We start from the raw sequence: 14,253 nt of genomic DNA, 5'->3' as shown, positions 1-14,253 counted from the left end.
AGAACTTTGCCCTTGCTGAAAACTTGACAACGCGAAGTATAACCGCAACTTCGTTTAAGAAAACTTCCACGAACGTTAAACAAACGAAGCGGCAAAGGCGTTACCGTGCATATTTTTTGTTTGTTTATAGTTCAGGGGGTGTTCTGCGCAATGCAGAGCGCCCCTATTCTGTCTTGCAGCAATGGAAAGGTGTTTTTCAGAAAGACCGACAGGCTACCTTCTTGCCTTTGCCGCGAGGCCAAAATTGGGAGGGCGAAGGTATCGCCCTTTTCTGAATGGTGATGTGCCAATGGGAAGTACGGTCGAATGCTGACACAATCATCCTGAAATATGGTAAGAATGTTCGGAGGTGAGAGGCGTGCTCCTATTCTGATGCGGCAGCCCATCAATCGTCGAAATCAAAAATTTCGGCCAGATACCCCTTGTTGTTTTTATCCGGGTAGCGAGGGGAGGCTTGTTGCCCTTTGGTGCTGTCGAATTGTGGAAAGTCGCTGTCTCGGTAGGCGTTTTGGGTGTAGTGTTGCGCGGCGCGGGCGATGATTTTGTCCAGTTCGCCACGGTCGAGCCAAACGCCTCTGCATTGTAGGCAATAGTCTATCTCAACGCCGTGGCGCTCAGCTGCTTGGAGCGGGATTTTGCAAAGTGGGCACAGCATAGTCTTGTGTTTTTAGTTTTTGCGATACACCAGCATGGGCACGTTGGTGGCGAAGGTGAACGCTTCGGAGCGGCTGGTGCTGAATAGTTTGTCGAACCAAGTTTGGTTGGTGTGCGTGAAGAAAACGACGAGCGAGGGTTTCGCTTGGTCAATCAGATTGCCCAACTGGTGCGCGAACCCATCCCCCACGTTGAATCGCTCCAGATAGACCCTGCCAACTTGCGGGTATTTTTTTTGCCACATCTCGGCCAACACCACGGGGTCCAATTTTATCTCGCTCGGATAGTAGAAATGCGCCAAATCCGACTTGATGCCTGCTGCTTGGGCAAAAGCGGTCACGATGGCCATTTCCTTGTCCAGATTCTCCAAGTCAGAGGCATAGAGCATCTTTTTGATGGGCTGTCTGCGCCAATTGTGTGGCACGACCAATACGGGCACCGCCGATTTGACGACGATGGTGCTTGTGTTGGTGCCGATGATTTTCCGCAAGGTGCCAGCGCCTCGTGTGCTGATGCACACATAGTCTATCTGATGCTGGTGCGCGTAGTCAAGTATCCCGGTGGTGGGGTTCAATTCTTCCACCGCCACGAAGGAGTGCGCGCCGGGTGTCACCTTCATGGATTTGTAGATGTCCGCAACGAACTTTTCCAGTTTGCTCCTGAATTTTTGTGTTTGCTCCACCAAAGCGTTGTCAATGCGTTCCCGATGAATCGTGGTGGGGATGAGTGCCTGAAAACAATGGATGAAAATCAGTTCGGCCCCTGTCTGCGATGCGAGTTGGATGGCAAAGCGAACGCCTGCCTTCGAGTGTGTGGAAAAATCGGTAGTGACGAGAATCTTTTTCATGAAGATGGTTTAGTGAAATGAGATATTGAGGCAATGTGCTGATTATCACATTGACGTGTTTGCCACAAAAGTCGCAGCATGGGGATGCCATGACCAATGACTTTCGTTAAGGGTGGCCATGACTTTTGCCAGTTGGTTCATTGGGGCATTCGTCAGCGACTATTCCATCAATTGGTACACGCCCGGCAGGTTGCGTCCTAAGCCTTCATAGTCGAGTCCATAGCCTACCACGAATTGATTTTCGATGTCGAAGCCCACCAAATCTACCGCTACGGGATATTCCGCTGCTTCGGGTTTTCTCAAAAATGCCACCGTGCAGATGGAGGCGGGGTTTTGCTGTCGAAGCAAATCAAGGAAAAAATGAAGCGTTCGGCCCGTGTCCACTATATCTTCCACCACGACGACGTGTCGCCCAGTCAGTTGCTTCTCAAGTCCCATCACGGTCTGAATGGAGCCGGAGGACTGAGTGCCTTGATAGGAGGCAAGCTTGACGAAACCTACCTCGCAGTCGTCGTCGTAGGCCCGAATCAAGTCGGAGGCAAACACGAATGCGCCACTCAAAATACTGATGAATAGAGGTGTTTGGCCCTCATATCGCGCCAACAGCGCCGCGCCGAGCTCGCCGACGCGCGTTTGTATCTGCTGCTCGGAAAGCAAGGGGACAAAAGTCAGGTCGTGGATGGCGACGGTTTGGGATGGCTGCATGGTTGAGCGACGTTTGCGGCAAAAGTAACCTGAAAGTCTGCTTACTTTTACCCCGATATGTCACTCTTGCCTTTTTATCATCCCGATTTGTTGGAAGCAGGCTGCGACGAGGCGGGGCGCGGTTGTTTGGCAGGGCCAGTGTTTGCGGCGGCGGTCGTGTTGCCCAAAGACTTTGGGCATCCAATGCTCAACGATTCCAAGCAATTGTCGGAATACCAGCGACTTGCCCTGCGCTCCGTCATTGAGCGGGAATCGGTGGTGTGGTCGGTGGCTTGGGTGGACGCGCCGGAGATTGACAGGGTCAACATCCTGAAAGCCTCGTTTCTCGCCATGCACCGGGCGCTCGACGGCCTACGCCAGCGCCCAGAGTTTATTCTGGTGGATGGCAATCGTTTTTTCCAATATGCAGCCGTGCCACACCTGTGCGTGGTGAAAGGCGACGGCAAATATGCCTCTATCGCCGCTGCCTCCATTTTGGCAAAGACGGCCCGCGACGAGTATATGTATCGGCTGCACGAAGAATGTCCGCAGTACGATTGGCGCTCTAACAAGGGATATCCGACCGAGGCCCACCGCGCCGCCATTCGCCGACACGGCATCAGCCCCTACCATAGGCGGTCGTTCCAGTTGTTGCCGCATGGGGAACAGTTGGAGTTGTTTTAGGGACGGGGCGATGTGTTAAATTTTGTGCGTGTTGAAAAAAAATTCCCTTGTTTTTTCTCGCAAAAGGAAGGGGCTGCAAGGCCTGTGACGCGGCGCGTCAAGCGTTCGTTTTTCCCAGTAAATGCGTTACCATTAGCTCGTGCAATCGCCTCGTTTGCTCATGGCTGTATGCCGTTCCCTCGCAAGCCCGCACCCATCGGATGCCTCGCGCGGCATTGGTGAAAAAGACCTCCCTAGCCTCCAGAATGGTGTCGCAATTGGCTGATTTTTCGGTGATTGCAAGACCCGATGCCTTAGTTAAGGCCAGCAATAAATCGCGGAGCACCCCTGTTACACAGCCGTCGGCAAGCGGGGGGGTGCAAAGTGTGCCGTCGCTCTCGAGCCAAAATATGTTGCTGCTGGTCGCTTCGCACACGCGCTCGTGCGCGTTGAGCAACACCGCATCGTCCCAGCCCCGAATCCTTGCCTCTTGCGCAGCCGCCACATATCGGGCGGCGTTGAGGGTTTTCCACCCCGACCACGCATCTATCGGCAATCTGACCGATTGACAAAAACCAACTTGAAGCCCCTCATCAGACCATTCGTACATACCTGATTCCAAAGGCTGCGCGGCTATGAGGAATTGGGGTTCATTGTTTTCTGGCAAATACAGCCCCCCCGGCGCTCGCCAAACGCTCAGCCGAACACGGGCGTTGGGCGGTGCCACGCGCAGGATTTCTTGTTCAAAAAAAACTGCCGACCAAAAGGAGGGGAGCGCATAACCCATCTGGCTCAAACCCTGCGAAAGCCGCTCCCAATGTGCCGCCATCAAAGGGATTTTCCCTTCAAAAACCCGAATGGTCTCGAACAAGGAATCCGCATAGAAAAGTCCCCGTTGTGCGAGCCACAAGCCTTCGGGAAGTTCTTTGATAAGTTGAGCATTCAGGTTGAACATTTGACAATTTCCGATTTTTCACTTTTTAATTTCTCTTGCACACTATGACCAGATTTTCTTTAATCGTACTTCGTTCCTTCGGCATAGCCTCTGTGCTTTGCTTGGTTTTTGCCTCCGCACTGCAAGGCCAGCAGGCGGGAAAGGTGGCAGAATGGCTGGAAAGTTACCGCCTTTCGGGAGATTTCCAGACAGTGCAGCCGCTCGTTGCCACAACTGACCGCAGCGCCCTGCAAACCGTGGTGGACAATGCCACCATCCTCGAAGCCGACTTGACCGCCCTGAACCAATTGCTGAAAACGGCCCCACTCACCCTCACTTTTTCTATCCCGAATGCTCATGGGGCAAATTTTGAACTCGAACTCGTAAAAGTTGACCTGCTTGCGCCCGATTTCAGCCTCGGCACGTTGGGTGCCAACGCTCAGGAAAACCACCCTTACCAACAGGGTGTTCATTATCGCGGCATCGCGCGCGGTAATCCTTATTCGCTGGCGGCCTTGAGCGTGTTCGACGACGGCATCATGGCTATGGTAAGCGACGAAAGCGGCACCTTTCAAGTCGGAAAAATGGAGGACGGCTCCGGTCAGCACATCCTCTACCGCAAAGAAGATTTGAAAGCCGACGTGCCTTTCGGCTGCTTTGCCGACGACGACGCGCTCATCCCCGACGACGAACCCAGTGCCGGGGATAGGGGCGTGGGCTGCAAGACCGTGCAAGTCTATTTTGAATGTGACTACAAGCTCTACACCGACAAAGGCTCCAACCTTGCCAACGCGACAAACTATGTGACTGGGCTTTTCAATCAAGTAGCCACCCTCTATGCCAACGAAAACGTGGGCATCGCCATTTCCCAAATATACATTTGGACTTCTCCCGACCCTTATCAGGGCTACAGCAGCACCAGCGCCGTGCTCAATGCTTTTCGCAACAACCGAGGCACCAATTTCAACGGCAATCTGGCGCATTTTCTTTCCACGCGCAACCTCGGCGGCGGTATCGCCTATCTTGATGTGATTTGTTTCAAAAGTTATGCTTATGGCGTGAGCGGCATCAGTGCCTCTTATCAAAACGTGCCCACCTACTCTTGGACGGTGGAAGTCGTGACCCATGAATTGGGGCACAATCTCGGCTCTTGGCACACGCACTCCTGCAACTGGCCCAATGGTGCGCTCGACAATTGCTATTCGCCCGAAGGCAACTGCTCCCCGGGCCCAGCCCCGAGCAATGGAGGCACTATCATGAGCTACTGCCACCTAAAAAGTTATGGCATCAATTTCAACAACGGCTTCGGCCCCGTGCCGGGCAATCGTATCCGCGACCGTGTGCTGGCAGCCACCTGCTTGCCATCGTCTGGCGCCATCCCCACTGGCCTCAACGCCACCAACATCACCGCTACTTCTGCCTCGTTGACTTGGGGGGGCGTAGCTGGTGCGACCAACTACACCGTGCAATACAAGACCTCCGCCTCCTCCACATGGCTCACCGCAGGCACTTCCACCACGCCAGCATACAACTTGACGGGGCTAACCGCCAACACGGCCTACAACTGGCGCGTGAAAACGGATTGCTCCGACTATTCCGCCACGGCCAATTTCACAACCAACAACAGTAGCGGCGGGGGCAATTCGTGTAGTGCTCCCACCGGACTGACAACTACCAACATCACCAGCTCTTCCGCCAAGCTCAATTGGAATGCCTCCGCGAGCGCCACGAGCTATACCGTGCAATTCAAAAGAAGCAGCGTGACAACTTGGTCAACCGCAGGCACCACCTCCTCCACGACATTCAACTTGAATAGCCTGCTTTCGGGAACCACCTACAACTGGCGGGTAAAAGCCAATTGCTCGGCGGACTACTCCGCACAGGCCACCTTTTCCACACTCAGCGGCGACGGTGGCGGCGGCACTGGCGCTTGCAACCCTCCCACCGTGTTGAACAACGTCAAAATCGGCCCTAACTCGGCACTCATCAACTGGACAGCGGTCAACGGGGCGAGCAGCTATACCTTGCAAATCAAATTTGCTACTTCCAACACATGGTACACACTCGGCACCGTGAGCGTGACACAGGTGACCATCAGCGGCTTGCAGCCCTCCACATCGTATCACTGGCGCGTAAAGGCCAACTGTTCGGGCTACTCGGCACAAAAACTACTGACCACCCCTGCGGGCATACAAGCGCCGGACGACACGGAGGCAATGCCCAACATGACGCTGACCTATTTCCAGCTTTATCCCAACCCGGTGGCGGAATCTCTTACGGTGAACTATACCGGCGACATTTTCTCTCAAAGCGAAATCACAGTGTCCGACATGGCGGGGCGCGTCGTGCTCAAACAATCGCTCACGCAGCCGCAGCAGCTGCTTGACGTGTCGCGCTTGCAAGCGGGAACGTATGTGCTTTCGCTGATGGAAGGGGAAACTCGAATCACGACCGAGCGGTTTGTGAAGATGTAGGGAGTTGAAGCAAATTTTAACACAGGGTCACAGAGCTCACAGAGTTTTATTCATCTAAAAATCAAACTTTATTTCTCTGTGCTCTCTGTGACTCTGTGTTAAAACAAATTTGTCTCACCATCCACGACAGACAGCCGAATCGTTGAAAAGCATCCGAATCAAGGATGCTCCAGATTTTTCTCAGCAAGCACAACAACCTCCGCCAGCCAGAAAAAAACTCTATCAAACCACCCCATCTTCAAACCACGCAAGCTTCCTACCTTTGCGACCATGAATGAAATACGCACCCTCAAACTCTACAACACCCTAAGCGGTAAGAAGGAAACATTTAAGTCCATCGTGCCCGGCCATGTCGGAATGTATGTGTGCGGCCCCACCGTCTATTACGATGCGCATTTGGGCAACTGCCGCACCTTCGTCAGTTTTGATGTGATATACCGCTACCTGCTCCACCTCGGCTACAAAGTCCGCTATGTGCGCAACATCACAGATGTGGGCCACTTGACCGACGACGGCGAAGACCGCATGGCAAAAGGTGCCAAAATCGCGCAATTGGAGCCTATGGAAGTGGCGCAGAAATTCACCGTTGGGTTCCATGAGATGATGCGGGTTTTCAACACCCTGCCGCCGAGCATAGAGCCGCGTGCCACAGGTCACATTCCAGAACAAATCGAGATGGTGCAGTCCATCCTCAGCCGTGGGTATGCCTATGAGCGCAACGGCTCGGTCTATTTCGACGTGCCAAAATTTGTCAATGAAAACCCCGGTGTTTATGGCTCAGTCAGCGGGCGAGTCTTGGAAGACCTCTATGCGGAAACCCGCGAACTCAAAAATCAGGACGAGAAAAATCACCCCGCCGATTTTGCTATATGGATGAAGGCCCGCCCGCAAGACCTGATGGTTTGGAAAAGCCCATGGTCGGTTGGCTTCCCCGGGTGGCATTTGGAGTGCAGCGCCATGAGCACCAAGTATTTGGGAAAAACCTTCGACATACACGGCGGCGGCAATGACTTGAAATTCCCACACCACGAAAACGAGGTGGCTCAAAATCACGGCTCCTGCGGCTGCTCCCCCGCCAACTATTGGCTTCACACCAATATGCTGCTTCTCAACGGCAAAAAGATGAGCAAATCGGACGGCAACTTCATCACCGCTGCCGAGTTGTTCAGCGGCGATAGCCCCTTGGTGTCGAAAGGCTACTCACCGATGGCGGTGAAATTTTTCATGCTCATGGCACACTACCGCAGCACCCTCGACATCACCGACGATGCCTTGCTCGCCGCCGAGAAAGGCTTCCGCAAACTGATGGAGACCCACAAGCTCCTCCAAAATATGCCTGTGGACCCACGCAACTTCGATGGCTCCGAGACGGACACCGACCGCGCCATACTCGCGCTCATCGAGAACGCCTATCAGGGCATGGACGACGACTTTAACACCGCAGTCGCCATCGCGGCGCTCAACGAGCTGGGTGGCTATGTGAACAAATTGGCCAACCAGCAACTTTCGCACAGCGAAGTGGCCCCGTGGGTGTTGGAGCGCCTGAAAACGGTGTTCACGACCTTCATCCACGATGTTTTTGGCCTAAAAGAAGAAGATGCCAACGAGGACAATAGCACCCTGGAAGGCTTGATGGAACTGCTCCTCGACATCAGAGCACAAGCACGCCAGCAAAAGGACTGGGCAACGAGCGATAAAATTCGAGACGCGCTCGCTGTGGTGGGCATCCAAGTAAAGGATGGGAAAGAAGGCGCTACTTGGAGCAAAACTTGACAACAGATTGAAAACCCCAAACTAAACGACAAAATATGCTTTCGGGCTTGACGCGACCCCGCGCTTTAGGAATGAGCCGTCGGGCGATACCGTGAGATATCCTGTCATCCGTTTGGGGTTTTTAGAGAATGGCGAATGAATTGCTATGAAGCAATCATTTGTAACTTGCCACGACACTGCCGCCCGAAGTCAGATGCAGTTGGTTGTCCGCAACTTTCCAACCGTCAATTTTCGACAGAACAGGCAAGTACTTGTCCTCCCATTCCATGTTCGGACACATTTTTTTGGTAGCTGCGCCATTGCCCAAGCTGAGGGATTTGCCTTTCAGCGTGAACTGGCCATTGTAATTGTTGCACGAAGCGGAGCCTCTGTAACGGGTGTTGTTCTGGTCGAACACAATCGTGATACGAGTGCCGGCAGGCACTTGTTGGCCATTGAGTTCGGTGAGTTCCCATTCTTTGCTGAACGGGAATTTTGATTTGCAGCTTTGGAGGCTTGTCAGCGCGACCAGCACGCACAGGGGAAGAAGGAATTGTTTCATGTGAAATTAGTTTTGTTTTGTGAAGAAAATGCGTCAAAATACGGAAGCAAAGATTGCAATAAACTGGTATTGAGATGCTTTTGGGCGAAAAAAATTATTGTGCTTGCTCGACATTGTTCACCCTTGGTTCTTCGGCGGGCGGAAATGCCATTTTGAAAATAGTACCTCCTTGTGCCGGGCTTTCCACTGACAGGCTCACTTGATGCAGTGTCAGGATGCTCTGTACCAACGAAAGGCCGATGCCCGTGCCTTTCAACTTTCGGTGGCGCGGGCTGCGGAAAAATGGCTCGAAGATGAGAGGCATCTCATCTGCCGGAATGCCCGGGCCGTTGTCGGCGACGATGATTTCATGCATGCCGCCGGAGCGGAAAGTAGTGGACACCTTTGCGCGATGGTCGGGCGAATACTTGCAGGCATTGTCCATGAGATTGAGAAACGCCGTGCGGAGCAATGCTTCGTTGGCGCGAACGAACAGCACCTGCTCGTCTTCGGGCATTTCGCCAAAATCAAGCCCCACCTTAAATGACGGGCGGCGTTTCCTCAATTGTTCTTTGGCCTGCCAGAGCAGCTCGTCTAAGCGCACGAGGGCAAAAGGGATGGCGGAGGGGTCGTTGTGTATGCGTGCCAATTGATGCAATTTTTCCTCTACTTCGGTCATGGCATCCACATCTTCGAGCACACTCCGAAGGGCAGCGCGGTAGGCTTCCGAGTCGCGCTCGCGCGAAAGGGACACGTCGAGTTGGGAGCGTATGGCTTGCAGTGGGTTTTTGAGTTCGTGGGAGACGTTGGACAAAAACATGCGCTGCATTCTGAACGCCTGCTCCACGCGGTCGAGCAGCCGATTGAACGTCGCGGCGAGGTGGGCAAGCTCGTCGCGGCTGTCGCCAATGTTCACCCGACGGCTGAGGTCGGAGGGCTGTATGCTTTCCACTTCTCGCACGATGCCCGACATGGGGGCGAGTGCCTGCCCTGCAAAGTACCAGCCTGACGCGGCAATGAGGGCCATGCCTAGGAAGAAGCCCACCAGCAGGATTTGGCGAAGTCGTTTTAATTGTGTTGGGTCGCAGTAGCCCTCCACCACCACCACGAAAGGACGGCCTTCCGCGCTGTTCACGACCTTGCCCAGCGCGTGCAGGTTGTAATGTCGGAAACGAGTCTCGCGCTGCGTGTAGATGTCCTGCAAGTCTTTTACCGATATGGGAGGCAGGTCTGAATGCATCGAAAAGACGCGCTCGTAGGCATCGTTGAACAGGCTGATATTGTCGCGGTAGGGGAGTGTGTCGGCATCGGGTGGCACCCAGTTGGGCGGCAAGGGGACGAGGCTGTTGGGGTTGCGCAGGGCTGTTTGCGCGGTCATTTCCGCTTTCGATTGCAAACCCTCGAAGAAAGCTTCCTTCGTGTTTTTTTCAAAAAGGAAGTAAACCGCGAGCAGCACTCCCGCCAAAATGCTCGCAGCGTTGAAAAGAAAAAGAAGGGTGAGCCGGGTTCGGATTTGCATGGCTTGATTGGGCGCCCTCATAACGAAAAAGCCGCCGATACTTGCGCATCGACGGCTAATAAACCCCAAAAAACCAAATGAAAACTGGGACAAATAACGGAACACTTCCTGAAAAGTTGTAGCTATCTGCCCAAAAAAATTTTGACTTTTTACCAACAATGATGCGTTGAGCCTTTGCAAAGGCTGGGTTTTTGAAGGCGCTACCGGCGAGCAATGGGTATGCATTTCCTTGAAAATGAACTATTCACAATAGCGCGTTTTTGACCACTCAACCACTATTCAGGCAGGGGTAGCGCCAAGAAATATGTTTTTCGGGGCGAAACCCCTCCACGAGATAATACCCAGCATCTCCTGCCGATTTTTCGGGGCGCTGCCCCTGCCTAAGTTTTTACCATATTTCTATAAATCTTTCGGGGACCTACCGCTGCCTGAATAGTGACGCCAATCAGAACTTTGCGCACCGCAAAAAAAATCGCCCCGTCCGGCATCCCGGATGGGGCGATTGAGAGAGGGTGTGATGCCTCGCTTAGGTCAATTATTCTTGGTCGGGTGTGGCCGCCGTGGAAGATGTTTTGGAAGCGCAGCAGGCTTTGCCGGAGGCGGCGGCGCCAGCGCATGCTTTTTTCTCAGAGGGGGAGCAGGAGGCTGCTTTTTTCGTGGATGCCTCTTTGTCTTCAACAGCGATAGTGGCTGATTTCGGAGCAACATTCACGAAGGTGCTGGAGGCCTCGTCGTACTGAACGCTGACAAATTTCACGTTGCCCTGAGTGTCGGTCTCTTTGCGCACATAAGATACGGTGCCGTCCTCTGCTTGGCGCTTTTCGATGGTGGCATCAGCGGCGGCGGCTTTAGCGGCTTTGTTGGCGCAGCAGGATTTGGAAGCGGAAGCGGCGCTGGAGCATGATTGAGCATTGGCAGCAGCGATACCGAGCACAAAGAAGAAAGACAGGAAGAAAATAGCTTTTTTCATGAGTGTCAAAATGTTTTGCGAGTGAAAAAATATCTGTTTTTAAAAGCAGCTTCAAATGTAGGCAGCGATTTTCGTATGGCGCATGATTTTGGGAAATCTTAACAAGGTGCCCTCCCGATTTATCGGCGCATAATCATTCTGAACCCTGGGCGCCCCGGTCCGCCCGGCCCGCCAAAGCTGTTGAGACTGTAGGTTAGTTTCAGCAATCCGTATCGCCCGAGCGATGCGATGCGGCGGTCTTCGATGAAGTTGAGGTTGGCGGTGCGGCGTATGCCTATGTTTCGGTTGAGCAAATCGCGCACGGAAAGGGTGAGTTGGAGGCGCTTGTTTTTCATCAAAAACTTGGAGACTGAGGCGTTCCAAATTGGGACGGCTTGGTCGTAGCCTTCCGAGAGGCCGCCGTTTACGGTCACGTCGAGGGCGGTATTGATGGAAAAATCGAGGGGCAGTTGCACATCCATTTCGGCATTGTAGGTCTGTATGAGGTAGTCTTGGTTGAAAGCCTTATCGAGGGAGTAGCGAGCGGTGTTCCAAGCAAGTTCGGCTCCGGCGTTGAACAAGAGCCAGTCTTTAGGGGTGAAATCCCACGAGGCGGACTGAGCGATTTGGAGGTTGGTGGTGAAGTTTTCCCGTTCGTTGATAAAATTCTGACCTCGCGCAAGGCCCGTCTCGGTGCGCAGGTTGAATCGGCTCTTGAGTTTTTTCCATGGCAAACCGAAAGCAAAGGTGCCGTTGAGGCGGTAGTCGGTGTCCACATTCAGAGGTTGGTAGATGCGCCGGAAGAGGGAATCCACCGTTTGCGCGTTCACGATACGGTCTTGTGTGTAGGTGAACGACAGGCCAGAGAAGAAGCTGCGCATGGTTTCTGGATGGAACGAGACGTAGTTCAATTGTAGGTTGTGGCCGTATTCGGGGCGCAAGTCGGGATTGCCCAACACGATATTCAGCGGGTCGCTCACATCGGGCACGGGTTGGAGTTGCTGCACGCTTGGGGCGTTGACATTGGAGGTGTAGTTGAAGCGGAGGTTGCGCGTGGGGCGGAACTGGTAGGCAAAATCCGCACGCGGCAGCAGGTGCCGGAAGGTTTGGCGCACGGGCTGTCCGGTGCCGGAAGTGACCTCGCCCTGCAAAGTGGCGGCCTGTGCGTCAATGCCCACGCTGCCGTTCCATGCCTTGCGGTTGAGGCGAAAGCCTACTCCCCCGCGGTGGTAGTTGAAGTTGTTGACGAAGGCGTTGGACAGTTGTGGGTTGAAATTGCTTTCGCCGCCCGACACGTCGTACACGTCTTTGTCCGCGCGATTTTCATTGGCGAAGTAGCCGTAGCTGACTTCCAAATAGCGCCGCTCACCCAGCGGCTCGGTGTAGGTGGCTTTTGCGCCCCAGTTGAGGATGTCGTTTTTGAAAAATTGGTTTTGGGCCACCGTGTCGGTCCGATTGGGTTGCTGGCTGTCGCCGAAAAAGCGGTTTTCCGAAAAACTGTTGCTTTCGGATTGGTTGTTGTTTAGGCCAAGATTGATGTTGGTGCTGAAAGTGCGGCCTTTTTTGGGGAATTTGTGGCGGTATAGGAGGTTGCTTGTCCAGTTGGCTGCGGTTGCGTCGGAGCGATAGTCGCGCCTGCCATCGTTTTGCAACAGTCCTTCGGCATCGAGATTTTGCGAAAAGGTATTGGAGGCGGTGCCTCGTTGGGTGTGGACGAAGGCCGAGGTAAGTTGCACAGTGTTGAATGAGTCAATCTTTTGGTCTAAGGTGACATTGAGCCGGTGGTTGTCGGTGAGATTCTCTTGTGCGGAACGGCTAAGGGTCGTGAAGGTGCCGTTGGGCAAAAACGATTGGGTGGCGCTTTCCGTCGCGTAGTCCTTGTCGGCGTTGCTGTAAAAATAACTGGTGTTGAGGTCGGTTTTGGTGCCGATTTCTTGATTGAAATTCAGCCCGCCTGCCCAAGTCCGCAGGAATCCTTCGTTGTTGCCCCCAAAGTCGAGCGGAATGTCGTTGTTGTCGGCATTGAATTGGAGCGTGACGCGCCCGCCCCCGCCGCTCATCATTTGGCGCATCGCGCCTGAGAAGGCCATGTAGTCGTCCACTGAGAAACCGGGTTGGTTGGCGTTGTTGCCCATGCCGAGCAATGAGATTTGCTGCTTGGGCTTGAATCGGTTGGCGCTTGCTTTGTTTTCGTAGCGAAACCCGCCGTTTTGCCCTGTCGTGAGGTTGGGATTGAGGTCGGAGCCTGCAGCGCCCGACAATCGGCCAAACCACCCGTTTTTCTTTTCGTCTTTTAGTTCGAGGTTGATGGATTTTTCGCGTTGTCCGTCGTCAATGCCGCTGAAGGTGGCCTGTTCTGATTTCTTGTCGAACACCTGTACTTTTTTCACCGCGTCGGCGGGCAGGTTTTGTGTGGCGAGTTTGGGGTCGTTGCCGAAGAATTTTTTTCCGTCAACGGTCACGTTTTTGACGGTTTCCCCTTGGGCGCGCACTGTGCCGTCGCGCTCCACCTCCACGCCGGGCAGCTTTTTCAGCAAATCCTCTACCATCGCGTTGTCCTTCACTTTGAACGATGCGGCGTTGAACTCGATGGTGTCGTTTTTGATGGTCACGGGATTGGCTTGTCCCGTTATTTCCACCGCGTCAAGCAGTTGCGATTTGGGTGTCATGGGCAAGATGCCCAAATCCACCTCCGTCGCGGTGCCTTCGAGGCGAATGTGTCGTTGAAAATTCTGATAGCCGAAGTAGGTGCAACGCAGCAGATATTCGCCCGCCGTTTGATTTTTGAGTTCAAAAACGCCGTCCTCGTTGGAGCGCGTGAAGGCCAGCAGCGAGCTGTCGGTAGGGGAGAGGAGCATGACGGTGCTGCCTGCCAAGGGGGCCGAGGTGGAGTCGGCCAACGCGCCGCGCAGGGTATATTTTTGAGAAAAAAGTAGGGCGGGCAAAAAGAGCGTCAAGAAAAAGGGAAAGAGGATTTTTGTCTTCATAATCAAATGCTGATGAATGATGGGGCAAAGGTATCGGGCGCGTTGGCGGGGGCAGGTTAACCGACCTTGAAGGAAGGTTAAAAAAGGTTAATGCGCTTGATGGTGCACTGTGCCGACGCTACCCTTTTTCGGCATATTTATTGACTGACGGATTCAGCAACTTTGTGCGTGATTCATACTGCCCCAAACCTGTTCCCGGCGAGCGATGCAGTTGGGTATGTCAACGAGTTGGTTTGGCCAAAAACAGGC

Annotated in this window: 11 protein-coding genes; 3 read left to right on the top strand and 8 right to left on the bottom strand. The window is 53.7% G+C overall.

From position 1 onward, the window contains the following. Positions 1 to 385: 385 nt before the first annotated feature. From KIS77_08250 to hpt, 3 genes are all read right to left on the bottom strand, one after another. Positions 386 to 655 carry a zf-TFIIB domain-containing protein gene (locus KIS77_08250; protein MCW5922319.1) on the bottom strand — a complete coding sequence of 90 codons (270 nt, stop codon included), beginning with the start codon at positions 653 to 655 and terminating at the stop codon, positions 386 to 388. Positions 656 to 667: 12 nt separating this feature from the next. After that, positions 668 to 1,501 (bottom strand): universal stress protein, encoded by an 834-nt coding sequence (locus KIS77_08245; GenBank protein ID MCW5922318.1) that lies wholly within the window; start codon positions 1,499 to 1,501, stop codon positions 668 to 670. 159 nt (positions 1,502 to 1,660) lie between these two features. Next, positions 1,661 to 2,206 (bottom strand): hypoxanthine phosphoribosyltransferase, encoded by a 546-nt coding sequence (gene hpt / locus KIS77_08240; protein MCW5922317.1) that lies wholly within the window; start codon positions 2,204 to 2,206, stop codon positions 1,661 to 1,663. 57 nt (positions 2,207 to 2,263) lie between these two features. Here hpt and KIS77_08235 point away from each other — a divergent pair, with 57 nt between their 5' ends. After that, on the top strand, positions 2,264 to 2,869 hold the full coding sequence (locus KIS77_08235; protein MCW5922316.1) for a ribonuclease HII: 606 nt from the start codon (positions 2,264 to 2,266) through the stop codon (positions 2,867 to 2,869). A 97-nt stretch (positions 2,870 to 2,966) separates the two neighbouring features. Here KIS77_08235 and KIS77_08230 read toward each other — a convergent pair whose 3' ends face one another. Beyond that, positions 2,967 to 3,803 carry an aminotransferase class IV family protein gene (locus tag KIS77_08230; GenBank protein MCW5922315.1) on the bottom strand — a complete coding sequence of 279 codons (837 nt, stop codon included), beginning with the start codon at positions 3,801 to 3,803 and terminating at the stop codon, positions 2,967 to 2,969. Between the two features lie 44 nt (positions 3,804 to 3,847). Between KIS77_08230 and KIS77_08225 the strand changes: the two genes are divergently transcribed. Continuing rightward, positions 3,848 to 6,256, top strand: coding sequence for a fibronectin type III domain-containing protein (locus tag KIS77_08225; GenBank protein ID MCW5922314.1), 2,409 nt, complete (start codon positions 3,848 to 3,850; stop codon positions 6,254 to 6,256). A gap of 270 nt (positions 6,257 to 6,526) precedes the next feature. Continuing rightward, entirely contained in the window at positions 6,527 to 8,029 is a 1,503-nt protein-coding gene (gene cysS / locus KIS77_08220) for a cysteine--tRNA ligase (protein MCW5922313.1), read from the top strand. 154 nt (positions 8,030 to 8,183) lie between these two features. Here the strand turns inward: cysS and KIS77_08215 are convergent, their stop codons facing one another. From KIS77_08215 to KIS77_08200, 4 genes are all read right to left on the bottom strand, one after another. Further along, positions 8,184 to 8,570, bottom strand: a complete 387-nt coding sequence (locus KIS77_08215; GenBank protein MCW5922312.1) for an META domain-containing protein — start codon at positions 8,568 to 8,570, stop codon at positions 8,184 to 8,186. A 94-nt stretch (positions 8,571 to 8,664) separates the two neighbouring features. Next, positions 8,665 to 10,068: a HAMP domain-containing protein gene (locus KIS77_08210; GenBank protein MCW5922311.1), complete on the bottom strand. Its 1,404-nt coding sequence runs from the start codon at positions 10,066 to 10,068 to the stop codon at positions 8,665 to 8,667. Positions 10,069 to 10,603: 535 nt separating this feature from the next. Continuing rightward, entirely contained in the window at positions 10,604 to 11,038 is a 435-nt protein-coding gene (locus KIS77_08205) for a hypothetical protein (GenBank protein MCW5922310.1), read from the bottom strand. A 119-nt stretch (positions 11,039 to 11,157) separates the two neighbouring features. Then, on the bottom strand, positions 11,158 to 14,004 hold the full coding sequence (locus tag KIS77_08200) for a TonB-dependent receptor (protein ID MCW5922309.1): 2,847 nt from the start codon (positions 14,002 to 14,004) through the stop codon (positions 11,158 to 11,160). Positions 14,005 to 14,253 lie beyond the last annotated feature (249 nt).

This window comes from Saprospiraceae bacterium (assembly GCA_026129545.1).
Lineage (GTDB): Bacteria > Bacteroidota > Bacteroidia > Chitinophagales > Saprospiraceae > M3007.
This window is presented reverse-complemented; position numbering and strand designations above follow the sequence as displayed.

Excerpts from the sequence above, each read along its gene's own strand:
- KIS77_08210 (MCW5922311.1), bottom strand. The coding sequence starts at position 10,068 with ATGCAAATCCGAACCCGGCTCACCCTTCTTTTTCTTTTCAACGCTGCG.
- KIS77_08230 (MCW5922315.1), bottom strand. The coding sequence starts at position 3,803 with ATGTTCAACCTGAATGCTCAACTTATCAAAGAACTTCCCGAAGGCTTG.
- KIS77_08200 (MCW5922309.1), bottom strand. The coding sequence starts at position 14,004 with ATGAAGACAAAAATCCTCTTTCCCTTTTTCTTGACGCTCTTTTTGCCC.
- KIS77_08225 (MCW5922314.1), top strand. The coding sequence starts at position 3,848 with ATGACCAGATTTTCTTTAATCGTACTTCGTTCCTTCGGCATAGCCTCT.
- cysS (MCW5922313.1), top strand. The coding sequence starts at position 6,527 with ATGAATGAAATACGCACCCTCAAACTCTACAACACCCTAAGCGGTAAG.
- hpt (MCW5922317.1), bottom strand. The coding sequence starts at position 2,206 with ATGCAGCCATCCCAAACCGTCGCCATCCACGACCTGACTTTTGTCCCC.
- KIS77_08205 (MCW5922310.1), bottom strand. The coding sequence starts at position 11,038 with ATGAAAAAAGCTATTTTCTTCCTGTCTTTCTTCTTTGTGCTCGGTATC.
- KIS77_08235 (MCW5922316.1), top strand. The coding sequence starts at position 2,264 with ATGTCACTCTTGCCTTTTTATCATCCCGATTTGTTGGAAGCAGGCTGC.
- KIS77_08245 (MCW5922318.1), bottom strand. The coding sequence starts at position 1,501 with ATGAAAAAGATTCTCGTCACTACCGATTTTTCCACACACTCGAAGGCA.
- KIS77_08215 (MCW5922312.1), bottom strand. The coding sequence starts at position 8,570 with ATGAAACAATTCCTTCTTCCCCTGTGCGTGCTGGTCGCGCTGACAAGC.
- KIS77_08250 (MCW5922319.1), bottom strand. The coding sequence starts at position 655 with ATGCTGTGCCCACTTTGCAAAATCCCGCTCCAAGCAGCTGAGCGCCAC.